Genomic DNA, 25,488 nt, shown 5'->3' with positions numbered 1-25,488 from the left:
CCGCCCCGTTCCCCGGCCCGCGGCCCCGGCGCCGTACCGCCCCCCGTCCCGCGGTGCGCCGGTCCCGGCGTCCGGCCGCCGGGCGGTCCCGGCGGGCCGTGTCCCGCGCACCGGCCCGCACCCCCGCCGCGGCGTCCCGGCCGCCCTGCTCCGCGCTCATCGCACTCCCCCTGGACGGAAGGACATCTCCAGGTGCTCACCTCACCGCAATCCAGCTCTCCGGACACCTCCCTGGACCTGCTCGGCACCCGCCTCGGGCTGTCCCAGACGCAGGGCCACGTGCTGGCCGTCGGCGTGCCGGGCCCCAGACTGGAGGAGCTGATACGCACCCTGCTGGCGACCGGCCACGAGGTGGGCCACGCCGCCCCCGGCGAGGTGGGCGTCCGGCTGCGGCAGGCGCCGCCGGACGCGATCGTGGCCCTGGACGACGAGCGGGGCGGTCTCGACGCGGTCCGCCAGGTCCGCGCCGACCCGGCCGGCCGCGCGGTGCCGCTGCTGGTGGTCACGGGGGTCACCCAGGCGGCCGACGTGGTGGACCTGCTGCGCGCCGGGGCGGACGACTGCGTGCCCGAGACCTCGGCTCCGGCGGAGCTGGCGGCCCGTATCGAGGCGAAGCTGCGGCGCGTTCCGGTGCCCGTGGAGAACCTGCTGCTCGACCCGCGCACCGGCCTGTACTCCAGCCCGCACTTCCTGGACGAGCTGGGCCGGGAGCTGAAGCGCCCCGAGGCCGGCCGCCGGGGCGGCGTCATGGCCATGGTCGGCGTGGCCGAGATGGGCGCCCTGGAGTCCCGGCTGGGGCCGCGGGTGCGGCGCGAGGTGGCCGAGCGGCTGGCCGTGGTGGCCGAACGGCTCGGCAGCCCGTGCGACCGGCTGGGCTGGGACGACGACGGCCACCTGCTCATCCTGATGCCCGGGGTGGACGACGAGACCGCGCGCCGCAGCCTGCGGAAGTTCGCGAAGACCGTCGCGGCCACCCGGTTCGTCGTCGCCGACGAGAACGTCCGGCTGACGCCCGCGGTCGGGTGGACCCCGCTGTCCGCCTGCGCCGACCACACGCAGGCCGTGCAGCGGGCCCGCGACGCCGTCGGCGAATCGATTCGCCACCGGGATCTGCGCCCGGTGATGTACGCGCCGTGGATGCACGGCGTGCCGCGCAGGCGCCACGCGCGCGCGGGCCTCCTGCGCCCCGCGCTGTCGGCGCTCTCCCCGGTCCTGGTGCTGCTGATCGGCGTCGGCGTGCCGTTCGTCTTCTACCAGCAGATGTACGAACTGGGCTGGGACGTCGGGTCGGTCGTGTACTGGGTGGTGGTGTCGGGCCTGCTGCTGTCCGCGCTGCTGATCGTGGTGGAGTGCCTGTTCTCGCTCGACGCCCGGCCGCGGCCCCAGGCGCCCGCGCGCCCGTACCCGCCGGCCAGCGCGGTCATCGCCGCGTACCTGCCGAACGAGGCGGCGACCATCGTCGACACCGTCGAATCGTTCCTGCGCCTGGGCTACCCGAACGACCTGGAGATCGTGCTCGCGTACAACACGCCGCACCCGCTGCCCGTCGAGGACACCCTGCGGGAGATCGCGCTGCGGGATCCGCGCCTGGTGCTGCTGCCGGTGCCGGGCAGCACATCGAAGGCGCAGAACATCAACGCCGCGGTCACCCGGGTCCGCGGCGAGTTCGTCGGCATCTTCGACGCGGACCACCACCCGGCCCCGGGCGCCTTCCAGCAGGCGTGGCACTGGCTGTCCCACGGCTACGACGTCGTGCAGGGACACTGCGTGATCCGCAACGGCGACAGCTCGTGGGTGGCGCGGCTGGTCGGGGTGGAGTTCGAGGCGATCTACGCGGTCAGCCACCCGGGGCGCACCCGGCTGTACGGGTTCGGCGTGTTCGGCGGCTCCAACGGCTTCTGGCGCACCGACCTGCTGGCGCGCACCCGGATGCACGGTTCGATGCTGACCGAGGACATCGACTCGACCATGCGCGCGCTGGCCGAGGGCGCGCGGATCGGCATGGACCGCACGCTCATCTCGCGCGAGCTGGCGCCCACCACGCTGACCGCCCTGTGGAACCAGCGCTCCCGGTGGGCGCAGGGCTGGCTGCAGGTCTCCCTCAAGCACCTGTGGCGCAGCCTGCGCTCCCCCGCCTTCACCCTGCGCCAGAAGGCCGGCCTGTTCGTGCTGCTGGGCTGGCGGGAGGTGCAGCCGTGGCTGACCCTGCAGATCCTGCCCGTCCTGCTGTACTCCGGGTGGCGCGCGGGCGGTGTGGACGAGCTGGACTGGGCGGTGCCGGTGTGCCTGCTGGCCCTGGTGCTGACCATGTCGGCGGGGGTGGTGCAGGCGCTGTTCGCCTGGCGCCTGGCCGTGCCCGAACTGCGCCGCCGCCGCGGCTGGTTCTGGCGCTACCTGCTGGCGTCGAGCTTCTTCTACTCGCACTTCAAGAACATGGTGGCCCGGCAGGCGTGCCTGAAGGAGGCGCTGCGCGACCGGCAGTGGCGGGTCACGCCGCGCGCCGCGAAGGAGGGCGGACCGCGATGACCGCCCCCGCCACGCACCGCGCGCCGGCCCGTTCGCCCCGCCCGCCCGAGGGGGCGCCGGCCCGCAGCCGGGCCCAGGAGCTGGAGGGCTACCGGGGGCTGGCCGCCATGGCCACCGTCGTCTTCCACGTCTGGCAGCACTACTTCCGCTACGGCGCGCAGGGCGCCGACCCGCCGGTGGACAACCGGTACGTGGGCGCGGCGATCTCCCTGGAGGTGATCGACTTCTTCTTCGTGATGTCGGCCTACCTGCTGACGGTGTCGTACGCGCGGGCGGCCATCGACGGGGCGGCGGTGCGGCCGGCCCGCATGTTCCTCTTCCGCCGCGCGATCCGCATCGTGCCGCTGTACTTCCTGGCCGTGCTGGTGGTCTGGGCGATGCGGAACCCGGCCCTGCCCGGCAACTGGCTGGATCTGGCGGAGCACCTGACGTTCACCCAGGTGCTCGACAAGGACCAGATCTTCTACACCATCGGCCCCGCCTGGTCGCTGTCCCTGGAGATGCTGTTCTACCTCGTACTCGTCGTGCTCGGGCCGCTGGCGGTGCGCGCCTGCCGCCCGCTGGCCACGCGCCGCGCCCGGGTGGCCGCCTGCGCCGCGGGCTGCGCGCTGCTGTACGTCCTGCCGGTGGTGTGGATCGCGGTCGCCCGGTACGGGCTGCACGTGCCGCACACCGACTGGCCGGTGTACTTCGGCCCGCAGGCGCGCTTCGGCGGGTTCGCGGCGGGCATGGGGCTGGCCGTGCTGGCGGTCACCGCGGGCGAGCGCGGCAGGCTGGGCCCGGGCCCGGCGGCGGCGCTGGCGGCGGCGAGCCTGGCGGGGCTGTACGGCCTGTCCCTGTCCGCGGCGGGTGAGAACGCCGCGGCCACCTTCTACCACCCGGTCGCCAGCCTGCTGTGGACGGTGCTGCTGCTCGCCACGGTGCACGTGCGGCGGCCCGGCCGGTGGCACCGCGCGCTGTGCGCCCGGTGGCTGACCGGTGCCGGGCTCGTCAGCTACAGCCTGTACATGTGGCACGAGCCGATCATGATCGGGCTGTACGACGCCGGCCTGCTGCCCGACGCCCAGTCGGCCTTTCCGCTGGGCGTGCTGATCGTGCTGGCGGCGGCCCTGGTCGCGGCGGTGGCGAGCTACTGGTTCCTCGAATACCCGGCGAGCATGCTCGGCCGGCTCAGGGACGGCTCGGGCCGGTCGCGCGAGTACTACCCGGAGCTGGCCCGGTAGTCCGCGGCGCCCGCGTCCGGCCGGTGCGGGCCGCCCGTGCGGCGGCTCGTACCGGCCGTCGCGCGTGACCGGCCGTGCGTCCCGTACGGGTGCGGTCTCCGCTCCGTGCGGGGAGCACGCGGGGCACCGCGCCTCAGGCGGTCGCCTCCTCCCCCTCCGGGTCGCCGGGCTCCTCGGCGGACTTCTCCTCGGGCGCCTCCGCCTGCCCTTCCGGGCCCGCCAGGCCGCGGGTCAGCGGGGCCAGCGCCACGCCCAGCAGCGTGGCCGAGGCGATGCTGCCCAGGGTGATGCCCCAGGCGAGCGGGCCCAGCGGCGTGCAGCCGAAGAAGTGGCTGACGCCCGGGGTCTGGATGATGGCGGCGAGTACGGCCGCGGAGCCGACGCCGGCGAGCAGGACGTGCCGGTCCATGCCGCCGGTGACCAGGGTCTGCGCCAGCTGGGTGCCGACCAGCGCGGCGAGCGCCACCGTGCTGGCGCGGCGCTGCCTGCCGGTCAGCCGCGCCACGCTCCAGGCGGTGCCCGCGCCGGCGGCGGTGACGACGCCGCGCAGCATCATCTCGCGGGTCAGCGCCGTGCCCAGCGACCGGTGCGGGCCCTCCTTCAGCAGCCGCTCGCCGGTGTGCCCGGCCGGTTCGCGCACCGCGATGGCGAGCGCGGGCGCGAGGTCGGTCAGCAGGTTGACCAGCATGATCTGGCGGGCGCTCAGCGGGGTGCTGCCGGTGAGGGCGGAGGTGAGCACGCTGAAGGTGACCTCGCCGAAGTTGCCGCCGATGAGGATGGCGAGCGCGGCCCTCACCGACGCCCACATGGCCCGGCCCTCCATCAGGGCCGAGACGATGGTCTCCAGGCGGTCGTCGCTGACGACCAGGTCGGCGGCCGCGGTGGCCGCGGGGGTGCCGCGCCGGCCGAGCGCGATCCCGACGTCCGCGAGCCGGATCGCGGGGGCGTCGTTGGCGCCGTCGCCGGTCATCGCCACGACCCGGCCGAGCCGCTGGTAGGCCTGTACGATGCGGACCTTGTGGTGCGGGGTGCAGCGGGCGATGACGCCCACCGTCGGCAGCAGCGCGTCGAGCGCGTCGTCGTCGAGCTCGTCCAGCTCGGGTCCGGTGCACACCCGTCCCCGGGTGGTGTCGCTGACGGTGGCGGCGATGGCGTCGGCGGTGGCCGGGTGGTCGCCGGTGAGCATGACGGTCTGCACGCCGGCCTCGTGCAGCCGGGCGGTGGCGGGCGCGGCGGAGGTGCGCACCGGGTCGGCCAGGGTGACGAAGCCGAGGAAGTCCAGGTCCCGTACGGCCTCGTCGGTGAGCCGCTCGCCGGCCGCCATGCGGCGCTCGGCCACGGCCAGCACGCGGCGTCCGGCCCCGGCCAGGTCCTCGGCGGCGGCGGTGAGCTCCTTGACCGCCGCCTCGTCCAGCTCGGCGCCCCGCGGGCCGCGCGCGCAGCGGACCAGCACCGTCTCCGGGGCGCCCTTCACGCTCAGGGTCGCGCCGTGCGTGGTGCGCCCGGCGGTGGCGTGGTAGGCGCGGGACGGCTCGAAGGGCAGGGCGTCGGTACGCCGCCAGCGGGGCGCGCCGCGGCGTACGGACACGCCCGCGCGGCGCGCCCCGGCGCTCACCGCGCGGTCGGTCTGGTGGGCCATGGGCTCGGCCTGCCGGGCGGGCGGGGTGGCGCGCAGCGCGGCGGCGAGCACCGCCTTGCCGGAGGCGTCGAGGCTGTCGGCGGGCAGTGGGCGCTCGCCGTCGTGGACGGCGGCGAGTTGGAGGGTGCCCTCGGTGAGGGTGCCGGTCTTGTCGAAGCACAGCACGTCGGCGCGGCCCAGGGCCTCGATGGTGCGCGGGTTGCGCACCAGCGCGCCGAGGTCGGCCAGCCGCCGGGCGGCGGCCAGCTGGGCGGCGTTGACCAGGAACGGCAGCCCCTCGGGCACGGAGGCGACGGCGAGGTTGACCGCCGAGGCGAGGGTGTCGGCCAGCGGCAGCCCGTGCAGCAGCCCGGAGCCGGCCACGGCGGCCGCGGAGCCGAGCGCGATGGGCAGGCTGGCGCGGGTCAGCGACGTCAGGCGCGCCTCCACTCCGGTGACGGGCGCGGCGTGCCGGGCGGTGGCCAGGCTGCGGCCGACCTCGGTGGCGGGCCCGGTGGCCACCACCACGGCCAGCGCGTTGCCCGCCGAGACGGTGGTGCCCTCGTACAGGACCGAGCGGCGGCCGGTGATGTGCACGGCAGCCACCGGCGCCGGGTCCTTGCGCACCGGCAGCGACTCGCCGGTCAGGGAGGACTCGTCCATCTCCAGGCCGTCGGCCTCCAGCAGCCGGCAGTCGGCGGGCACCACGTCCTCCGGCCGCAGCACGATGACGTCGCCGGGCACCAGGTCGCCCGCGGTGACCAGCCGCTCGGTGCCGTCGCGGCGCACGCGCGCGCCGATGGCGGAGCGGGCGAACAGCTCCGCCAGGGCCCGTTCGGTACGCACCCGCTGGATGCCGCCGATCAGAGCGGAGGTGCCGGTGATGGCGGCCACCAGGGCGGCGTCGGTGCGCGAGCCCACGGCGGCCGCGAGCGCCGCACCGGCGGCGAGCACCGGGGTCAGCGGGTTGGCCAGCTCCTCGATGAACGCCGACGGCAGGCTGGTGCCGGACGGCTCCTCGGTGCGCGAGGCCTGGCCCGCGCGGTCGCCGGCCTGCCGCGCGGTCAGCCCGTCGGGGCCGGAGTCCAGGCGCTCCAGCACCCGCCGGGCGGGCATCAGGTGCCAGGGGATGGCGGTGACCGGCGGGGTCATGGGCCGGGCGAGCAGCTGCCGGGCGCGCCACGCCCCGAGCGCGAACGCGAAGGTGCCCGCCGCGTTGCCCGCGGCCATGCCCCGCGCGGTGGCCTGCCGGGGCGGGGCCTGCAGGGCGGTGACCGCGCCGACCCCGCTGCCGCCCGCGGCCAGCACGGCGCTGTCCCGGTCGACGCGCGCGGCCACGCCGACGGCGTCCACGATCAGCCCGGCCGACTCCAGGTCCGTGCCCACGAGCAGGTGCGCGCCCCAGGCCGGGGGCTCGTCCTCGCGGTGCACGCCGACCCCGCAGTCGGCGGCGCCCAGGGCGCGGCGGTTGCCGGAGACGAGCAGCACGACCGCGCCCTCGGCCTGCAGGCCGCGCACCGAGGCCACCAGGCGGCCGCCGGCCGGCACGACGGCGTCGGCGAAGGAGAACGCCGGGTCGGACCGGTCGGTGGCCAGCACCACGCGCGCGCCCGCGCGGCGGGCGGCGGCGGCCACGGCCTCCGCGCCGGGCGCGGTCAGCGTGACCAGGCCCGCGACGGCCTCAAGCCGCCGCCCCCGGGCCAGGCCCAGTGCCCGCTCGCTGCCCCGGCGGCGCAGCCGGGCCGCGGCCTGCCGGCCCGTACGTCCCGTCAGGTCCAGGGAGTCCAGCGGGCCGAGCACCCAGCCGTCGTCGCGGCGTACGGTCAGGGGGGCGTCCGGGTCGAAGAGGTCGAAGAGCCGTTCGGCGGTGAGGGCCGGGTCCGCGCCGCCGAGGACTTCCAGGTCGAAGGGCTCGTACTGGTCGCCGCGCAGCGCGTCCTCGTCCAGGACGACGGTGTCGACCTGGCCCAGCCGGCGCAGCGCCCCGCGGTCCATGGCCACGACGCCGCGCAGCGCCAGGTACCGGCCCAGGCTGGTGGCGAAGCCCTCCCGGCCGGCCTCCGGCGCCTTGGGCACCGAGCACAGCGCGACGCCCAGGGCGCGCCGCGGGCCGGCGAAGGGCGCGGCGGCGATGCCTGCGGCGAGGCCGGCGGCCATGGACCGCTCGGTGTAGCGGGCCGCGCTGTCCCGCGGAGGCGGGCCGGGCCGCTCCACGGCGATGGGCTCGGCCTCCGCGTCCTCGGGCCCGCGCACCAGCCGGGGCTCGCCGGCCTCCCACGCCTCGCGCTCGGCCGTCGCCTCCCGCCAGCGGGCCAGGCGCTGGACGATGTCGAGCGCGATGCCCCCGCCGCGGGTGGCCACGCCCTGGATCAGCGCGTTGGCGACGGGCAGCAGCGACTCGGCCTGCTCGGGGCCGCTGACCGCGGTGATCAGGTGCCGGGTGCGGGGATGGCGTTGCAGGGCGCTGGCGAGGGCGCCGACCTCGGCCGGCAGCTTCAGCCACGGGGCCAGGCGGGTGGTGGCCACCAGGCCCAGGCCCACGGCGTCCGCGGCCAGCGCGGAGACCGACTGCCGCGTCCGGGGCCCCTCGGCGGGGTGGTGCGGCTCGGGGCACCACTCGTCGAACTCGTCGGCGTGCGCGGCCTCGCCGTGCGCCTCGGCGCGCTCGACCAGCGCGACCAGTTCGGACTCGGCGGGCGGCGGGGAGGCGACCGCGACGACGACCCGCTCGGACGGCGCGTTGACCCGCGCCCACGCCACGCCGGGGTGCTCTTCCAGGGCGCGCTCCACGCGGCGGGCCACCTGCTCGCCGGCGGGGCCGTGGACGCCGGTGACCGCGATGTGGCACCGGCCCGGGTGCCACCACACCTGGCGCCGCGACAGCCCCGCCAGCCGCCCGGCCAGGTCCGCCGCTCCGCGCACGCCGGCCGTGAGCCGGTGGGCGACGGGGCCGAGCAGGGTGTGGGCGGGCAGGAGGAGCGGCGACAGCGACATCGTTGGCAGCCCTTTCGGTCCGCGGTCCCCGGGTGTGCTCCCGGCGGGACTGCTGGTCACGGTGGAGAAATGGCGCTCCGAGTTCCCCCGTGGCGCGCTGTCCACACCTGCCGCGTCCGTCCGCGGGCGCGGCAGGTGCGGCGGGAGCGCTGGCCGGGTCCGCGGAGCGGGCACTACCATGGAGCGCAAGCACAAAAGCCGCAAATCACCCCGATGTACGTACGTGTGGGGACGTGAGATCCGTGACCACCGCCAAGACCTCCCGCAAGCGCACCGCCTCCTCCGGCACCGGCAAGGGCTCCGGTGGGGCAGCCGCCTCCCGGGGCCGCGCCAGGACACCCGCCCGCGAGCCGGACACCCCGCCGCGGGAGACCGCGCCGGCGGACGCGAAGGCCCGGCCCGAGACGCCCGCGGACGGCGACGGGCAGCACTCGATCACCCTTCCCGTCCCCTCCCTGGACCAGGTCGCCACCGGAGTCGCCAACGTGGCGCTGCTGCCGATGGCGGTCGCCCGCCGGGTTCTGCCCGCCAAGCGCGGCTGGCCGCTGTACGCGGGCCTCGGCGTGCTCGGCGTCGCCGAGGTCATCGAGTGGCCGGTGGCCGTGGGCATCGGCGTGGGGTACGCGGCGCTGCGCCGGGGCGGCCTGCTCCAGCCGCCCGCCTCCGAGAAGGAGCAGGCGGCCTGATCCGGCCCGCGCGGCGGAGCGGGGCGGCGCGTCTGGCCGCCGCCGGCCCCGGGCACGTAGCATCGCCCCGGCGGGGCGCGGGGACGGCCCGGCCCGGGACACCGCGGCCGCCGGCCCGCGCGCGATCAGCACGCGCGATCGGGGGGTGCGGTGACGAGCGGGAAGCCCACCGCGGCCCAGCGGCGGCGGCTCCTGGCCGCCGGTCCGGACGGCCTGCTGGCCGGACCCGAGGCGGAGCTGCGCGCGCTGGCCGGGCAGGGCCTGGCGGTACGTCACCCGCGGCCGCCGCACCGGTACTTCCTCACCCCCGCAGGACGGCGGCTGCGCGACCTCTTGGCCGCCCCCGCGGCCGAGCCGCCCGCGGACGGCGGGCCCGGGGTCTTCGCCGCGCGAACGGGCGCGGAGAGCGGACCGTACGATCCGGCCGGGCGGCTGCGGCAGGCGCACAGCGCGTGGCAGGGCCTGCTGGAGATGCGGCGGCTCACCGGCCGCGACGGCACCAGCGCGCTGCCGTGCGCCTGGGAGCGCGCGCACCTGGTGGCCGCCGCGGCGCTGGCCCTGGAGGCCGCGGGCTGCCGCCCCTACGCGCCCGCCGCGGACGCCGGGCCCGGGACGGCCGGCTACCGGGTGGGCGGCACGGCGCAGCCGGAGGCCGTGGAGGTCCGGTGGTGCGGCCCCGAGGGCCCGGAGACCCCCGGCCCTGGACGCGCCGTGACCGGTGGCGCGGCGGGCGGCGGCGCTGTGCACGGCAGCGCGGCGGACGGCGGCACGGGCGGGCTGCCGGAGTGCGCGGCCGCGCTGGCGCGGGCGGGCTGGCAGGTCACCCAGCACCGCGACTGGCGCACGGGCCGCGCCTACCTGCTGGCCTCGCCGCGGCGCGCGTGACCGCCGCGGCGCGTTATAACGACCGGACGGCGGCCGGTCCGCGGGCGCGCCACCCGGTCGCCTGTCCCAGACGGGCGCGGAGGCCTCGGCAGGCGTCCGCCGGCGCCGAAGACCACCCGTGGCGCACCTGTCCCGGCACGCGGAACGAGACGTCCGCCGCCGCGGCGCCCGGCCGTCCGGCGGGCGGTAGCAGGCCGTGCTCCGGGGGCGCCGTCCCCACGGGGTCCGCACGATGGTCGGCCCGCTCGGACCGGGGCGACGGGGGCACTGCGCCCCGGCGCCGCCCGTCCGGATTTCCCCCCGGTAAAACTGCTGGTCAGCGGCCCGCCATTCGAGGCGCTCGGTGAGGGAATTTCCCGACCCTTCACACCTTTGCGGGAAACCTCGCGTCCACGGAATCGAGGGGTGCACGGAAAGGGGATTGACGATCAGGGGGCCGGTGGACAAACCGACTGTGGCCGTACAACGGTCGACCGTGTCCTCCGGATACCTTCACAGTGCGGCCGCGACCGCTCCTTCTCGCCGTGCGACCGGAAATGGAGAGTCCGTGACAGCCGTCGGAGCCCGCCCACCCCAGACGAGAAATCCGGACCCCGCTCCGGGATTCCCCGGCGGATATCGCTGAGCCCGGGGAAAACGACCCCGGGCGCCGCCCGTATACGAGTCATCCGTATACGAGCCGCCCGGAAACGGGTCATCCGGAAACAGGCGGAACTCCGGCGGGCGAGGAGCCGGAATACGGAATACGACGGGAACCGGCGGAAACCCCCGTAAGGACGAGAGTGGCGGCGCGCTTTCCGGGCGCCGCGGCGGGACGTTGCGCAACTCCCGGTCGGCCGACCGCCGGCCGCACCCCCACCTGTGCCGAAGGAGCGTCGGGGCATGGTCTCCCACCAGGTCACCAAGGACGAGGTAGCCGCCGTCATCCGGCGCGAGATGCGCGGCCGCGCGGCCGCCGCGGCGGAGCTGGACGAGGACACGGCGCTGGCCGACCTCGGCCTGTCGAGCCTGCAGGTCGCGGAGGTCGTCTTCACCCTGGAGGAGGATCACGGCATCGAGTTCGACCCGGCCCGCGCCGCCGACGCCGCCCCCCTCGGCGACCTGGTCGCGCTGTGCAACGAGGCCCTGGCGGCCCGGACCTCCTCCTGATGCGGACCGATGCGGACTGACACGGACTGACGCGGACTGACGCGGACTGACGCGGACTGACGCGAAGGGGACGGGCTTGCCATGGACGGCCGCGAGCACTACGGATTCGTCGTCGCCTCCTCGCTGCTGCCGCTGCTGGGCGTGGTGGCGGCCGTGGCGCTGCTGTGGCAGCGGGCCGTGGGACCCTCCGACCTCGTCGCCTTCGCCGTGATGTACCTGGTGGCCGGGATCGGGGTGTCCGCGGGCTACCACCGGCTGCTGGCCCACCGCTCCTTCCGCACCGGCCGCGGGGTGCGGATCGCGCTGGCCGCGGCGGGCGCCATGGCCGGGCAGGGCCCGCCGCTGGTCTGGGTCGCGCACCACCGGCGGCACCACACTCCTCGGGCAGCACCGGCACGCCCAAGGGCTGCGTGCTCACCCCGCGCGCGATCGCCCGGCAGCTTGGGATGCTCACCGAGCTGACCGGTCTGCGGCCCGGCCGGGACGTGACGGCGGGGTGGCTGCCGCTGTCGCACGACATGGGCGTGTTCGGCCTGCTGCTGACCACGTGGTGGAACGGCGCGGACCTGTACCTGTCCACGCCGGAGCGGTTCACCGTCGCGCCGGGCACCTGGTTCTCCGACCTCGCGGCGGTCGGCGGCACCCTGACGGCCGGCACGCCGACCGCGCTGCGGCTGGCGGCCCGGTCCGCCTCGCGGTCCCCGGCCATGGGCGACGTCTCCGGCACGCGCGTGTGCATCGTCGGCGCCGAGACCGTCGAGTGGGAGACGCTGCGGTACGCGGCGCGGACCCTGGCCCCGTACGGCTTCCGCGAGGAGGCGCTGATGCCCGCCTACGGCCTCGCGGAGGCGACGCTCGCGGTCACCGCCACCCCGCGCGACCAGGCGCCGCGGGCGGTCGCGTTGGACGCCGCCGCGCTCGCCGCGGGCGAGCGGCCGATCCCGCGGATCCGGCGGCGCGGCTGCTGGTCAGCGCCGGCCCGCCGTGCGCGGGCGTGGAGCTGCCCGCTCCGGCGCCCGGCCGCGTCGGCGAGATCGTGGTGCGCTCCCCGAGCCTGTCCTCGGGGTACTACGGCGACGTGGCGCGCACCCGGGACAGCTTCGGCGGCGGCGCGCTGCGCACCGCGGACCTCGGCTTCGTGCGCGAGGGCCACCTCTACCCGGTCGGGCGGACGGACGACGTCCTCTCGGTGGCGGGCCGGAAGGTGCACGCGGGCGCGATCGAGAGCGGGATCGACGCGCTGGCCGGGGTGCGGCCCGGGTGCGCGGCGCTGGTCAGCCACCACGACGGCGCGGCGGTCCGGTTCACGCTGGTGGTCGAGCCGCGCGGCGGCCGCGCGGACACGCCCGGCTCGCCGAGCAGGCCGCGGAGGTGGCCATGGCCAAGGGCGCGGTGGCGCTGGACGCGTGCGTCTTCCTGCCCCGGGGCGGGCTGCCGAGGACACCGAGCGGCAAGATCCAGCGGCACCGCTGCCGCCAGCTGCTGGCCGCGGGGCGGTTCGCGCCGCTGGCCACGGTGGAGCTGTCGGGCCGCGGCCGGCGAGCCGGGGAGGGTGTGTGACGCGCCGGCCGCCTCCGGACGGCGCGTCGTCAGCGGTGTCGTCGGAGGTGTCATCGAAGGCCGTCGCGGGGACGGCCGGGAAGGAGCCGGACATGGCGGACGACGGCTACGCCGGTGCGTCGGCGACCGCGATCCGCGGCCACTACGACGTGGGCGACGACTTCTACGCGCTGTGGCTCGACCCCACTCTCACCTACTCGTGCGCGCTGTGGGAGACCGGCGAGGAGTCGCTGGAGGCCGCGCAGGCCCGCAAGGCGGACTACCTGGCCGAGGCGGCGCGGGCCCGGGTCGCCGGGCGGGTGCTGGACGTGGGCTGCGGCTGGGGCGGCTCGTCGAGCGGCACGGTGTGCGGCGGGCGACGGGCCTGACGCTCAGCGCGGCGCAGGCGGCGCACATCGGCGCGTGGGCGGACGACCGGTACGACGTGCGCGTGGAGAACTGGGCCGACCACGAGCCCGGCCGGCCCTACGACGCGATCGTCTCGGCCGGCGCCTTCGAGCACTTCGCGGACTTCGGTCTCGGCCGCGCGGGCCGGGTGGCCGCGTACCGGGCGTTCTTCCAGCGCTGCCACGACTGGCTGCCGCCCGGGGGCCGGCTCGCGCTGCAGACGAACGTGAAGGGGAACAACACGCGGATGGACCGGGCGGCAGTGCGCGACCTGCTGTTCATCGCCGACCGGATCTTCCCGGAGTCGGAGCTGCCGTGGACGTCGGAGATCCTGGAGGCGGCCGAGCGGCTGTTCGACGTGGTGACGGTCCGCAACGACCCCGAGCACTACCGCCGCACCTGCGAGCTGTGGCTCACGTCCCTGACGGCCCGCCGGGAGCGGGCGGCCGAGCTGGTCGGCGCGGGCACGGTCGCGGACTACGAGCGCTACCTGCGCGCCGCGGCGGACGGGTTCGCCCGGCGGCACCTGGGGCTGGTGGGGGCCGTGTTCGAGCGGGTGTGACGGCTCGTGCGGCGACGCGCGCCGCGCGGTTCAGCGGCCGCGCAGGCGCTCGGTCTCGCGGCGGTCGCGCTTGGTGGGGCGGCCGGCGCCCCGGTCGCGGACGGGCAGCGCCGCCAGGTCATCGCGGGGCGGGCGGGGCGGGCTGTTGTCGACGAAGCACTCGGCGGCGACGGCGGCGCCGACCCGCTTGCGCACCACGCGCGAGACCACGACGACCCGCTCCCAGCCGGGCTGGCGCAGCCGCACCTCGTCGCCGGGCCGCACCGGGTGCGCCGGTTTGACGCGCTCGCCGTTGACGCGCACGTGCCCGGCGCGGCAGGCGGAGGCGGCCATCGAGCGGGTCTTGGTGAGCCGTACGGACCAGATCCAGCTGTCGACCCGGGCGCTCCCCTCGTCGGCTGTCATGGCGACCCAGCATACGGTCCCGCGCCGCGCCCCCGCGTCGGACGCCACCACCCCCCACCGTGGCGTTTCATCCCATTATGACGGTGATGATGTAGCTTACGTACCGTCAGATCGCGGACGCCGCCGACCCGGCACCGAGGGCGGGGACGCGCGGATCCGCTGCCGCCGACGCCGAGAGGGACTGCCCGTGGAGGTCGCGATCACCCTGAGCGTGGACGGCACCCGGCGGTCGCTGACGGTCGACACCCGCACGACCCTCCTGGACGCGCTGCGCGAGCGGCTGGGGGTGTGGGCGCCGAAGAAGGGGTGCGACCACGGCCAGTGCGGCGCCTGCACGGTCCTGCTCGACGGCCGGCGGGTGACGACCTGCCTGGCGCTCGCCGTGAGCCACGACGGCGCGCGGATCACCACCGCCGGGGGTCTGGCCGAGGACGGCGCGCTGCATCCCCTCCAGCGGGCGTTCCTGGACCACGACGGCTTCCAGTGCGGGTACTGCACGCCCGGCCAGATCTGCTCGGCGGTCGGGATGCTCCAGGAGGCCCGGGCCGGGCACCCCAGCCACGTCACCCGGGACCTGACCGCCCCGGTGGAGCTGGACCGGGCGGAGATCCGGGAGCGGATGAGCGGCAACCTGTGCCGGTGCGGCGCCTACGCCGCCATCGTGGACGCCATCGAGGAGGCCGCCCGGTGAACCCGTTCGACTACGAGCGTGCCGCGGACGCCGAGGGCGCCGTGGCACTGGTCGCGCGCCGCCCGCGCGCGGCCTTCCTGGCCGGGGGCACCAACCTGGTCGACCACATGAGGCTGGGCATCGCCCGGCCCGACCTGCTGGTCGACGTCTCCGGCCTGCCGTACGACCGCGTCGAGCCGCTGCCGTCCGGAGGGGTGCGGATCGGCGCGGGCGTACGCAACAGCGACCTGGCCGCCGCGCCGCTGGTCCGGCGGCGCTACCCGGTGCTGACGGCGGCGCTGCTCGCGGGCGCCTCCGGGCAGCTGCGCAACCTCGCGACCACCGCGGGCAACCTCATGCAGCGCACCCGCTGCCCGTACTTCCAGGACGCGACGACCCCGTGCAACAAGCGGGACCCGGGCTCGGGCTGCTCCGCGCTGGGGGGCTACCATCGCGGCCACGCGATCCTGGGCGCCTCCGGGCACTGCGTCGCGGTGCACCCCTCCGACATGGCCGTCGCGCTGGCCGCGCTGGACGCCGAGGTGCGGGTCCTCGGCCCCGGCGGGGAGCGGACGATCCCGGTCACGGACTTCCACCGGCTGCCCGGGGACGAGCCCGAGCGGGACACGGTCCTCGGCCACGGGGAGCTGATCACGGCGGTCGACCTGCCGCCGCTGCCGATGGCCGAGCGGTCGGCGTACCGCAAGGTCCGCGACCGGGCCTCCTTCGCGTTCGCGCTGGTCTCGGTAGCCGCCGCGGTCGACGTGGAGGACGGCACGGTGCGCGGGGCACGGATCGCGCTGGGCGGTGTGGCGCACCGGCCGTGGCGGGCCCGGCGCGCCGAGGAGGCGCTGCGCGGCGCCCCGGCCGCCGACGGCGCCTTCCGCGCCGCGGCCGACGCCGAGCTGGCCGCGGCCGGCCCGCTGCCGGGCAACGCCTTCAAGGTGCCGCTGGTGCGCCACGTCCTGGTCGAGGTGCTGCGCGGCCTGACCGCCGGGGACCGGGGCCGGCCGCGGGAGGCGCCGTGACCGGGCTGCTGGAGCGGCGCGCCACCGGCTTCCCGATGGAGCGGGTGGACGGCCGCGCGAAGGTCACCGGCCGCGCGCCGTACGCGTACGAGCAGCCCGTGCCCGACCCGCTGTACGCCTACGCGCTCCAGGCGCCGATCGCCCGCGGCCGGATCACCGCGCTCGACACCTCCGCGGCCGAGCGCGCCGAGGGCGTCGTCGCCGTGCTCAGCCACGTCAACGCGGCCCCGCTGGCCTCCGACCAGGACGGCGAGTGCTGGATCCTGCAGGACGCCGAGATCCGCTTCCGCGGCCAGTTCACCGGCGCGGTGATCGCCGAGACCTCCGAGGCCGCCCGGCACGCCGCGGACCTGGTGCACGCCGCGTACGAGCAGGATCCGCACGACGTGGTGCTGCGCGCCGGCCACCCGGGCCTGTACCGGCCGGAGGTGGTCAACGGGGGGCTGGCGGCCGACACCGCCCGCGGGGACGTGGCGGCGGCCCTGGAGTGCGCGCCGGTGTCGATCGACCGGACGTACACCACGCCCGTCCAGCACCACAACCCCCTGGAGCCGCACACCACCGTCGCCCGGTGGCACACCGAGGGCGGCGCGGAGCACCTGACCCTGTACGACTCCGCGCAGGGCGTCTCCTACCTCCAGCACGCCCTGGCGCCGGTGCTCGGCCTGGAACCGGAGCGGCTGCGGGTCGTCTCGCCCTATGTCGGCGGCGCCTTCGGCTCCAAGGTCCACCCGCACGCCTCGCACGTGCTGGCCGCGCTCGCCGCGCGGCTGGTGCCCGGCCGGCCGCTGAAGCTGGCCCTGACCCGCCGCCAGATGTTCACGCAGGTCGGCTACCGCACCCCGACCATCCAGCGGGTGCGGCTCGGCGCCGACCGCGGCGGGCGGCTGACCGCGATCGCGCACGACTGCGTCAGCCAGACCGCCCGGTACAAGGAGTTCGCCGAGCAGTCCGGCCACGCCACCCGGTCGATGTACGCCGCGCCCAACCGGCGCACCACGCACCGCGTCGCGGCGCTGGACGTGTCGGTGCCGTGCATCTTCCGCGCGCCGGGCGAGGCCCCGGGCATGTTCGCCCTGGAGTCGGCGGTGGACGAGATGGCCCTGGCCTGCGGCCTGGACCCCATCGAGTTCCGGATCCGCAACGAGCCGGCCGCCGGCCCCGAGTCCGGGCTGCCGTTCTCCAGCCGCAACCTGGTCGCCTGCCTGCGCGAGGGGGCGCGCCGGTTCGGCTGGCACGGCCGCGACCCCGAGCCGGGGCTGCGCGGGGACGGCGACTGGCTGGTGGGCACCGGCGTGGCGGCCGCCAGCTACCCGGCGTACTTCCTTCCGCCGCCGCTGGGCTCCCCGCCGTCGACGGCCACCATCCGGGCCCTGGGCGAGGGACGGTACCGGGTGGACATCGCCGCCGCCGACATCGGCACCGGCGCGTGGACGGCGCTGACCCAGATCGCCGCCGACGCGCTCCACGTGCCCGTCACCGCGGTCGACCTGCGCCTGGGCGACTCGGCGCTGCCCGTGGCGGCCCGGGCGGGCGGCTCCATGGGCCTGACCCGCTGGGGCAGCGCCGTCGTGGAGACCGCGCGGGTGCTGCGCGAGCGCCACGGCGCCGACCCGGCGGCGGGCTGCGAGGCCACCGGCCGGGAGCCGGACAACCCGCACGTGGGCCGGGTGGAACTGCGGTCCTTCGGCGCGCAGTTCGCGGAGGTGCGGGTGCACGCGGGCACCGGCGAGATCCGCGTCCCGCGGCTGCTGGGCGTCTTCGCCGTCGGCCGGGTGGTCAACCCCCGCACGGCCCGCTCGCAGCTCGTCGGCGGGATGACCATGGGGCTGTCCACGGCGCTGTACGAGGAGAGCGTGGTGGACCCGCGGTACGGGCACGTGGTCAACGCCGACCTGGCCGAATACCACATCGCCACCCACGCCGACGTGGGCGCCGTCGACGCGGTCTGGGTGGAGGAGACCGACACCTGCCACAACCCCATGGGCTCCAAGGGCCTGGGCGAGATCGGCGTCGTCGGCGTGGCGGCGGCCCTGGCCAACGCCGCCTTCCACGCCACCGGCATCCGCGTCCGGGACCTGCCGCTGACGCCCGACAAGCTCCTGCGCTGAGCCGCGGCGGACTCCCCCGCCGGTGTCCGGCGCGGGCCCGCGCGCCGGGCCCGCTGGCGCCCGGCCCTCCGGGTGTGGTTATCTTTGGCCCATGACCGTGCTTGTGACCCGCCGCCACGTGGACTACGTGCGTGTCACCAGCGCCGGCTGTCTTCTCGCGCGGTGACGCCGCGCCCCGCCGCCGGCTTCCCGGCGGCCGGTCATCTGTGAGGTCTCCCCGCGCTGACGCGTCCGCCGGACGCTGACGCGCCGGCCTCCCGCCGACGAACCCCCGAACGTCCCGTCCGGTCCCCGTCGGCCCTCTCCTCCCCTTTCCGCACGCCGTGTTCGCGCGCCGTGCCCCCATGCCGTGCCGTCTCGTTCGCGTGCCCGCACACCTGTACGCCCGTTCCCAGGGAGAACCATGAGCCAGCCCATCGACTCCGTCGCCGCGGGGCACACCCCCCACGAGGGTCCCGCCGAGCCCGACGCCGCCGCCTGGTCGTTCGAGACCAAGCAGATCCACGCCGGGACGTCCCCCGATCCCACCACCGGGGCCCGCGCGGTGCCGATCTACCAGACGACCTCGTTCGTCTTCCGCGACACCCGGCACGCCGCGGACCTGTTCTCCCTCGCGGAGCCCGGCAACATCTACACCCGCATCCACAACCCCACCCAGGACGCCTTCGAGCAGCGGATCGCCGCGCTGGAGGGCGGCGTCGCGGCCGTGGCACTGGCCTCCGGGCAGGCCGCCGAGACGCTGGCGATCCTGACCCTGGCCCGCTCCGGCGACCACCTCGTCACCAGCGCATCGCTGTACGGCGGCACGTACAACCTCTTCCGGCACACGCTGCCGAAGTTCGGCATCGAGGTGTCGTTCGTGGAGGACCCGGACGACATCGACGCCTGGCGGGCGGCGGTCCGGCCGAACACCAAGGTGTTCTTCGCCGAGACGCTGGGCAACCCGCGCGGCAACGTGCTGGACGTGCGCGCGGTCGCCGACGCGGCGCACGCGGCGGGCGTGCCGCTGATCGTGGACAACACGGTGCCCACCCCGTACCTGCTGCGGCCGATCGAGCACGGCGCCGACATCGTGGTGCACTCGGCGACAAAGTTCCTCGGCGGGCACGGCACGGCCATCGCGGGCGTGGTCGTGGACGGCGGCACGTTCGACTTCGGCGCGCACGCCGAGCGGTTCCCCGACTTCCACGAGCCCGACCCCAGCTACCACGGCCTGCGGTACTGGCCGGACCTCGGCCCGAGCGCGTACGCCATCAAGCTGCGGGTGCAGCTGCTGCGCGACGTGGGTCCGGCCATCGCGCCGCACTCGGCGTTCCTGCTGCTCCAGGGCGTGGAAACCCTCAGCCTGCGCATCGAGCGGCACTCGGCGAACGCGCAGGAGCTGGCGGAGTGGCTCCAGCGGCGCGACGAGGTCGCCGCCGTGCACTACCCGGGGCTGCCGTCCAACCGGTGGCACGCGGCCGCGCAGCGCTACCTGCCCCGCGGCGCGGGCGCGGTGCTGTCCTTCGAACTGCGCGACGGCGTGGAGGCGGGCAAGCGGTTCGTGGACGGCGTGGAGCTGTTCAGCCACCTGGCCAACATCGGCGACGTACGCAGCCTGATCATCCACCCGGCGTCCACCACGCACAGCCAGCTCGACGCCGAGCAGCTGGCGGCCACCGGCACCGCGCCGGGCCTGGTGCGGCTGTCGGTCGGCATCGAGAACGTCGCCGACCTCAAGGCCGACCTGGAGGCCGGGTTCCGCGCCGCGAAGGGCGCGTCCTGACCGTGCGCGTCGACACCCCCCTCCCGCCGGCCACCGGTGCCTGGCGGGAGGGGGACCCGCCGGGCCGCCGGCAGTGGGCGGCGCTGCCCGGGCCGCTGCCGCTGGAGGCGGGCGGCGAGCTGCCCGGCGTACGGATCGCGTACGAGACGTGGGGGCGGCCGGCGCCCGACGGGTCCAACGCGGTGCTGGTGCTGCACGCCCTCACCGGCGACAGCCACGCGGCCGGCCCGGCCGGGCCCGGGCACCCGACGCCCGGCTGGTGGGACGCGCTCGTCGGGCCGGGCCGGGCGCTGGACACCGACCGCTGGTTCGTCGTCGCGCCGAACGTGCTGGGCGGCTGCCAGGGCAGTACGGGCCCGGCCTCGCGCCGCCCGGACGGGCGGCCCTGGGGCGGCGCCTTCCCCTACCTGACCCAGCGCGACCAGGTCCGGGCCGAGGCGGCGCTGGCCGACGCGCTGAGCGTCGACCGCTGGGCGCTGGTGGTCGGCGGGTCCATGGGCGGCATGCGGGCGCTGGAGTGGGCGGCGTCCTACCCGGACCGGACGGCGGCGCTGCTGCTGCTGGCCTGCCCGGCGGCGGCCAGCGCCGAGCAGATCGCGTGGGCGCACGTGCAGCTCCAGGCGATCCGCTCGGATCCGGGCTGGCGCGGCGGGGACTACCACGACGCCGGGCCGGGGCGCGGCCCGCACACCGGCCTGGGCCTGGCGCGGCGGCTCGCGCACGTGACGTACCGCAGCGAGGCGGAGCTGGCGGCCCGGTTCGGGCGGGCGCCGCAGGAGGCGGAGGACCCCTGGCGCGGCGGCCGCTACCAGGTGGAGTCGTACCTCGACCACCACGCGCACAAGCTGCCGCGCCGCTTCGACGCGGGCAGCTACGTGGTCCTCACCGAGGCGATGAACGGCCACGACGTGGGGCGCGGCCGGGGCGGCACCGCGGCGGCGCTGCGCCGGGTGACGGCCCGGACGCTGGTGGCCGGCGTCGACTCCGACCGGCTCTACCCGCTGCGTCAGCAGGCCGAGCTGGCGGCGGGCATCCCGGGCGCGGACCGGCACCGGGTGATCGAGTCCGCTCACGGACACGACGGGTTCCTGATCGAGACCGGTCAGATCGCGGCCCTGGTGCGCGAGCTGACCGGGTAGCCGTCCCGGCCCGCCCGGCCGGGTGGAGCCCCGCGCGGCCGGGCGGGCCGGGACGGCCCCGCACCCGGCCGCGCGGGAGGCGCGGCCGGCGTCAGCCGGTGGGGCAGGTGCCCCTGTAGTCGGAGATGTCGCCGCCGACCGCCGGCGCGGGGCACAGGAACTGCTCGTAGCGGCTGTCGTTGTCGACGTACCGCTTCGCCCAGGACAGGACGTACCTGCCGATGGTGGTGTTGGGCTTGGTCACCACGAAGTGGTCGCCGCCCTTCATCTCCAGGTAGGCCTTCTCGCGGGCACTGGTCAGGCCGTTGTAGAACGGCTTCGCGTGCTGGTTGACGGGGGCGATGCCGTCGTTCTGCCCGCCGACGATGAGCGTGGGCGCGGTCACCGAATCCCACCCCTGGCGCGGGTGCCAGGGGGCGAGGGCGATGGCCGCCTTCAGCTCCGGCCGGGTGTTGACCGCCTCCAGGCTGCCGCCGCCGCCCATCGAGTGCCCGGCGACCGCGAGCCGGCCGACGTCGATGCGGCTCGCGACCTTGCTCTGCTTCGTCAGGTAGTCGAGCGCGGCCAGCAGCTCTGTGCCCCGCGTGTTGGGGAAGTCGATGGGGGAGTTGGTGTCGATGGCGAAGACGACGAAGCCGTTCGACGCCAGCTTGGGCCCGTACCAGGAGATGGCGCTCTTCGACTCCAGGAATCCGGGGGCGATCGCGATGGCGCCGAAGGTGCCCTGGCTGGTGTCGGTCGGGGCGTAGATGGTACCGCCGCCGAAGCCGTTGCCGCGGGGTACGGAGATCTCCTCGAACTGGAACGTGCCTCGCGCGGCCTCCACGCTCTGCCGCGTCGGGTCCGGGCCGCGCCGGAACTCCTCCCCCGCCGCCGTGCTGACGGCCGTGGCCTGCGCGCCGGCCACGGCGGGCCCCGCCGTGGCGGTGCCGACGGCCGAGGTGCCCACGAGCGCGCCGCCGGCCAGGAGCAGCGTTGCGGTGAGCATGACAGTTGACTTCTTGCCGCGGATTCTCACGATGCCGCACTCCTTCGGACGAATGTGCCCACCAACGACGGGGGTTGTGGGGAGTGTGCCGCGCGGGGCGGAAGGGGTAGAAGGCCTTCGTTGAAAGACTTTCAGCAGGACAAAGAAGCCGGGTCGGGGCTGTCACGGGTCACAAAGCGCCCAGGGAGCGCGGCAGGCGCCGGGAACCACGGGGGACGCGATGAGGACGGACCGGATCACCGTCGACGGCATCGGCACCGTGCTCCGGCGCGCCGGCCCGCCGGACGCGGCCGCGGCCGTGGTCTACCTGCACGGCAACCCCGGGCCGGGCGCCGACTGGGACGGGGTGCGCGCCGTCGCCTGGGACGCGCCGGGCTTCGGCCGGGCCGACAAGCCGGACGGCTTCCCCCACACGGTCCCGGCCCACGCCGGCTAAGTCGACGCCGTCCTCACCCACCTGGGCATCACCCGGGCCCACCTGGTGACGCACGATCTCGGCGGGCCGTGGACGCTGGGCGCGATCGGTCTGCGGCCCGAGCGGCTGGCCAGCCTGGTCCTGATCGACACCGGGCTGCCGCTGGGCTACCGCTGGCACGTGATGGCCCGGCTGTGGCGCACGCCGCTGGTGGGCGAGCTGACCATGGCCATGACCCGCCGGTGGAACTTCCGCTGGGCGCTCGGCCGCTGGGGCAACCCGCGCGGCCTGCCCGGCGGCTTCACCAGCCGGATGTACGACGACCTGGACCGCGGCACGCGGCGCGCCATCCTGCGCGTGTACCGCACGCTGGACGACCCGGCGGGCGCCTCCGCCGCCGCCGCGCCGCAGTTCGCCGCGCTCAACCCGCCGACGCTGGTGATCTGGGGGGCGCACGACCCGTACCTCCCCGTGTCGCACGCCCGCGCGCAGCGGCAGGGCTTCCCCGACGCCGAGGTCGTCGTGCTGCCCGACAGCGGCCACTGGCCGTTCGTCGACGACCCGGAGGCGGTCCGGGAGGCGATCACCACGTTCCTCCGCCCCCGCCTGGGCGGCGGCGGATGACACCATGGTCGGCGGACGCGCGCGGACGGGCCGCGCGGAAGAGTGTGAGGAGTGCGTCGTGCTGAGGAACAACACCGCTTTATGGCGCCGGTTGGGCGCCTCGGCCGGGGCGGCGGCGGTGCTGGCGCCGCTGGCCGTGCTCGGTCCCGGCGCGGCGTCCGCGCAGGCGGCTCCCGCGCGGTGCACCGCGACGGCGGGGCCCTACCAGAAGCAGGCCGAGGCGTTCCTGGGCCGCAGGGTGGACGGGCGGCAGTCCGTCGGCGACTGCGAGGCGATCCGGACCTTCCAGCGCCAGCACGCCGTCTACCCCGCGCTCGGCTACGCGGGCCCGCTCACCTGGTCCATGATGCGCCTGGTCACGCAGCAGCGCGCCGCGCTGCACCACCCCAACAGCGACGGCCGCTGCCCGGTGAACCGGGGCCGCATCGCCTGCGTCGACCTCACCCGGCAGATCAGCTGGGTGCAGGACGGCCGGCGGCTGGTGCGCGAGCCGGTGCCGGTGCGCACCGGACGGGACGGCTACGAGACCCGCACCGGACCGCACCGGGTCTACTGGCGGCACAAGAACCACGTGTCGACGCTGTACGACGTGCCCATGCCCTACAGCCAGTTCTTCGACGGGGGCCAGGCGTTCCACGCCATCTCGGGCAACGTGTGGTCGCAGCCGGGTTCGCACGGCTGCGTCAACATGCGGCCGGGCGACGCGGCGGCCTACTGGCGCCTGCTGCGCACGGGTGACGACGTGTACGTCTACGGGCGCAAGCCCGGCACCTGAGCCGACGGCCGGGCCGGCCGCCCGGACACGGGGCCGCCGCGCGCCTGCTCACCGGGCGCGCGGCGGCCCCGCGCCGTTCCGGCCCCCGCGGCGCGGCGGCGGGCGCCGGGGCGGGCGGTCAGGCCACCCCGCCCAGCCGCACCGCGCGCGCCTCGCCCTCGCCGAGGGGCCGATGGCAGTGCGCGCAGACCGTCACCGGGTGCAGCTCGGCCCCGCAGGCGTGCTCCCACACCGTCGGCGGCGGCCCTTGCGTCACGTAGCGGTCGCCCCACTCCATCAGACCCAGCAGGATCGGCTGGAGGGCGCGGCCGGCCTCGGTGGGCACGTACTCGTAGCGCGGCGGCCGGTCCTCGTACGGGCGCTTCTCCAGCACGCCGGCGTCGACGAGCTTGCGCAGCCGGGCGGCCAGCACGTCGCGGCTCGCCCCGGTGTTGCGCACGATCTGGTCGAACCGCCGCGCGCCGAGGGTGACCTCGCGCAGCGCGAGCAGGCTCCACCGCTCGCCGACGACGCCGAGGGCGTTGGCGATGGAGCACTCGCGACCGGTCCCGGCCACAGCCTCGCCTCCTCGTCCCGCTGCCCGGACCGCCACGCTAGCACGCGCGGGCGGGTCCTTGACGGTGGCCGACAGAACCCTCGATAGTGAGTTGGAAATTCCAACTCACCTGGCCGTAGGGGTGCCGGGACGGACTCGGGAGAACTCATGACGCGAGAGGACCACCGGCGGCGGCCCGCCCTGCCGACCGGCCTGGCCGGGCACCCCTCGGTGCGGGCGGTGCTGGCCCGCCGCTCCGGCTCCCGCGCACGGCCGCCGGAGACCATCGACGCGCAGTGGCTGCGCCGGCTGTGCCTGGACGCGGGCGCCGACGACGCCGCGGCCGTCCGCCTGGACCACCCGGACCTGGCCGGCGAGCGCGAGCACGTGCTCACCGCGCTGCCCGGCGCCCGCAGCCTGGTCTCCCTGGTCGTGCGCATGAACCGGGACAACGTGCGCTCGCCCGCGCGCAGCGTCGCCAACCAGGAGTTCCACCGGGCGGGCGAGGTGGTCAACGAGGCGGCGCACCGGATCGTCCGCGCCCTGCAGGACGCCGGCCACCGGGCGGTCAACCCCTCGGCGACGTTCCCGATGGAGATGGACCGCTACCCGGGCCGCATCTGGGTGGTGGCGCACAAGACGGTCGCGGTGGCGGCCGGGCTCGGCGCCATGGGCATCCACCGCAACGTCATCCACCCGCGGTTCGGCAACTTCGTCCTGCTGGCCACGCTGCTGGTGGACGCGGAGGTCAGCGCGTACGGGCGGCCGCTGGACTACAACCCGTGCCTGGAGTGCAAGCTGTGCGTCGCGGCCTGCCCGGTGGGCGCCATCTCCAAGGACGGCGACTTCGACTTCCGCGCCTGCTTCACGCACAACTACCGGGAGTTCATGGGCGGGTTCACCGAATGGGTGGAGACCGTCGCCGACAGCGCGGACGGCGCCGACTTCCGCTCCCGGGTGACCGACGCGGAGAACTCCTCCATGTGGCAGAGCCTCGCCTTCAAACCCGGCTACAAGGCGGCCTACTGCCTCGCCGTGTGCCCCGCGGGCGAGGACGTGCTGCCGCCCTACCTGGAGGACCGCAAGGAGTTCATGGACCGGGTGCTGCGCCCGCTGCGGGACAAGGTGGAGACGCTGTACGTCATCCCCGGCTCTGCGGCCAGGCGGCACGCCCGGCGGCACTTTCCGCACAAGACCGTCAAGGACGTCGGCGTCCGCCCGGCCCGGGGAGGGGACGGGACGGGCGGCTGACGGGGGCCGGGCGCGGTCCGCCGCCCGCTTGTACGCACGGCCCGCGCGTGAGGTCCGTCGTACGGCCCGCGCGTACGGGCCGCCGGGCCGTACCGCCGGGCCCGCGCGTACGGCCCCGCGGCGCCTTTCGCGTACGGGCCCGGCGCGGCGGGAGCCGGTCCGGCGGGCGGGCGCGGCCGGCGTCAGGGCGCG

19 protein-coding genes and 3 pseudogenes are annotated in these 25,488 nt (G+C 76.3%); 18 read left to right on the top strand and 4 right to left on the bottom strand.

What is annotated here, in order from left to right:
- Positions 1-192: 192 nt before the first annotated feature.
- Together RKE29_RS12265 and RKE29_RS12260 are read left to right on the top strand one after the other, a co-directional pair.
- On the top strand, positions 193-2,526 hold the full coding sequence (locus tag RKE29_RS12265) for a glycosyltransferase (RefSeq protein WP_312005217.1): 2,334 nt from the start codon (positions 193-195) through the stop codon (positions 2,524-2,526).
- Positions 2,523-3,749, top strand: a complete 1,227-nt coding sequence (locus tag RKE29_RS12260) for an acyltransferase (RefSeq protein WP_312005216.1) — start codon at positions 2,523-2,525, stop codon at positions 3,747-3,749. Before RKE29_RS12265 ends, RKE29_RS12260 begins: the two co-directional genes overlap by 4 nt.
- Before the next feature lie 133 nt (positions 3,750-3,882).
- Here RKE29_RS12260 and RKE29_RS12255 read toward each other — a convergent pair whose 3' ends face one another.
- Entirely contained in the window at positions 3,883-8,361 is a 4,479-nt protein-coding gene (locus RKE29_RS12255) for an HAD-IC family P-type ATPase (RefSeq protein WP_312005215.1), read from the bottom strand.
- A gap of 242 nt (positions 8,362-8,603) precedes the next feature.
- On the opposite strand from RKE29_RS12255, the gene RKE29_RS12250 reads away from it, so the two are divergent.
- The 7 genes and pseudogenes from RKE29_RS12250 to RKE29_RS12220 all read left to right on the top strand — a co-directional run bounded on the left by RKE29_RS12250 (position 8,604) and on the right by RKE29_RS12220 (position 13,590).
- A complete protein-coding gene (locus RKE29_RS12250) occupies positions 8,604-9,047 on the top strand; it encodes a hypothetical protein (protein WP_312005214.1) in 444 nt (147 codons plus the stop codon).
- Positions 9,048-9,197: 150 nt separating this feature from the next.
- A complete protein-coding gene (locus RKE29_RS12245) occupies positions 9,198-9,932 on the top strand; it encodes a hypothetical protein (RefSeq protein ID WP_312005213.1) in 735 nt (244 codons plus the stop codon).
- An 882-nt stretch (positions 9,933-10,814) separates the two neighbouring features.
- Entirely contained in the window at positions 10,815-11,081 is a 267-nt protein-coding gene (locus RKE29_RS12240; RefSeq protein ID WP_312005212.1) for an acyl carrier protein, read from the top strand.
- Between the two features lie 81 nt (positions 11,082-11,162).
- On the top strand, positions 11,163-11,543 hold the full coding sequence (locus RKE29_RS12235; RefSeq protein WP_312005211.1) for a hypothetical protein: 381 nt from the start codon (positions 11,163-11,165) through the stop codon (positions 11,541-11,543).
- Positions 11,492-11,902, top strand: a pseudogene (locus RKE29_RS30810) (AMP-binding protein); the annotation flags it as partial. The gene RKE29_RS12235 and the pseudogene RKE29_RS30810, both read left to right, overlap by 52 nt.
- 556 nt (positions 11,903-12,458) lie before the next feature.
- Positions 12,459-12,641: a hypothetical protein gene (locus tag RKE29_RS12230; RefSeq protein ID WP_312005210.1), complete on the top strand. Its 183-nt coding sequence runs from the start codon at positions 12,459-12,461 to the stop codon at positions 12,639-12,641.
- A gap of 92 nt (positions 12,642-12,733) precedes the next feature.
- Positions 12,734-13,590 (top strand): annotated as a pseudogene (locus RKE29_RS12220) (class I SAM-dependent methyltransferase).
- A gap of 30 nt (positions 13,591-13,620) precedes the next feature.
- Here RKE29_RS12220 and RKE29_RS12215 read toward each other — a convergent pair.
- Positions 13,621-13,995: a S4 domain-containing protein gene (locus RKE29_RS12215; protein WP_312005207.1), complete on the bottom strand. Its 375-nt coding sequence runs from the start codon at positions 13,993-13,995 to the stop codon at positions 13,621-13,623.
- A gap of 187 nt (positions 13,996-14,182) precedes the next feature.
- Here RKE29_RS12215 and RKE29_RS12210 point away from each other — a divergent pair, with 187 nt between their 5' ends.
- The 5 genes from RKE29_RS12210 (at position 14,183) to RKE29_RS12190 (ending at position 20,708) form a co-directional block, all read left to right on the top strand.
- The gene (locus RKE29_RS12210) at positions 14,183-14,686 is read left to right on the top strand and encodes a 2Fe-2S iron-sulfur cluster-binding protein (RefSeq protein ID WP_312005206.1); all 504 of its coding nucleotides are present in this window, start codon (positions 14,183-14,185) and stop codon (positions 14,684-14,686) included.
- Complete coding sequence (locus RKE29_RS12205) at positions 14,683-15,693, top strand: xanthine dehydrogenase family protein subunit M (RefSeq protein ID WP_312005205.1); 1,011 nt, start codon at positions 14,683-14,685, stop codon at positions 15,691-15,693. Before RKE29_RS12210 ends, RKE29_RS12205 begins: the two co-directional genes overlap by 4 nt.
- Positions 15,694-15,728: 35 nt before the next feature.
- Positions 15,729-17,804, top strand: coding sequence for a xanthine dehydrogenase family protein molybdopterin-binding subunit (locus RKE29_RS12200; protein ID WP_312005219.1), 2,076 nt, complete (start codon positions 15,729-15,731; stop codon positions 17,802-17,804).
- Between the two features lie 403 nt (positions 17,805-18,207).
- Entirely contained in the window at positions 18,208-19,569 is a 1,362-nt protein-coding gene (locus RKE29_RS12195; RefSeq protein WP_312005204.1) for a bifunctional o-acetylhomoserine/o-acetylserine sulfhydrylase, read from the top strand.
- Positions 19,566-20,708, top strand: a complete 1,143-nt coding sequence (locus RKE29_RS12190) for a homoserine O-acetyltransferase (RefSeq protein WP_312005218.1) — start codon at positions 19,566-19,568, stop codon at positions 20,706-20,708. Before RKE29_RS12195 ends, RKE29_RS12190 begins: the two co-directional genes overlap by 4 nt.
- Before the next feature lie 91 nt (positions 20,709-20,799).
- On the opposite strand, the gene RKE29_RS12185 is transcribed toward RKE29_RS12190, so the two are convergent.
- Positions 20,800-21,696 carry an alpha/beta hydrolase gene (locus RKE29_RS12185; protein WP_312005203.1) on the bottom strand — a complete coding sequence of 299 codons (897 nt, stop codon included), beginning with the start codon at positions 21,694-21,696 and terminating at the stop codon, positions 20,800-20,802.
- Between the two features lie 220 nt (positions 21,697-21,916).
- On the opposite strand from RKE29_RS12185, the gene RKE29_RS12180 reads away from it, so the two are divergent.
- From RKE29_RS12180 to RKE29_RS12170, 3 genes and pseudogenes are all read left to right on the top strand, one after another.
- Positions 21,917-22,132 carry a hypothetical protein gene (locus RKE29_RS12180; protein WP_312005202.1) on the top strand — a complete coding sequence of 72 codons (216 nt, stop codon included), beginning with the start codon at positions 21,917-21,919 and terminating at the stop codon, positions 22,130-22,132.
- A 12-nt stretch (positions 22,133-22,144) separates the two neighbouring features.
- Positions 22,145-22,735 (top strand): annotated as a pseudogene (locus RKE29_RS12175) (alpha/beta fold hydrolase); the annotation flags it as partial.
- 58 nt (positions 22,736-22,793) lie between these two features.
- Complete coding sequence (locus RKE29_RS12170; RefSeq protein ID WP_312005201.1) at positions 22,794-23,510, top strand: L,D-transpeptidase; 717 nt, start codon at positions 22,794-22,796, stop codon at positions 23,508-23,510.
- Between the two features lie 118 nt (positions 23,511-23,628).
- Here RKE29_RS12170 and RKE29_RS12165 read toward each other — a convergent pair whose 3' ends face one another.
- Positions 23,629-24,066: a helix-turn-helix domain-containing protein gene (locus RKE29_RS12165; protein ID WP_312005200.1), complete on the bottom strand. Its 438-nt coding sequence runs from the start codon at positions 24,064-24,066 to the stop codon at positions 23,629-23,631.
- A gap of 147 nt (positions 24,067-24,213) precedes the next feature.
- Here RKE29_RS12165 and RKE29_RS12160 point away from each other — a divergent pair, with 147 nt between their 5' ends.
- A complete protein-coding gene (locus RKE29_RS12160; protein WP_312005199.1) occupies positions 24,214-25,296 on the top strand; it encodes a 4Fe-4S binding protein in 1,083 nt (360 codons plus the stop codon).
- Positions 25,297-25,488: the final 192 nt, after the last annotated feature.

Source organism: Streptomyces sp. B1866, assembly GCF_031932565.1.
GTDB lineage: Bacteria > Actinomycetota > Actinomycetes > Streptomycetales > Streptomycetaceae > Streptomyces.
This window is presented reverse-complemented; position numbering and strand designations above follow the sequence as displayed.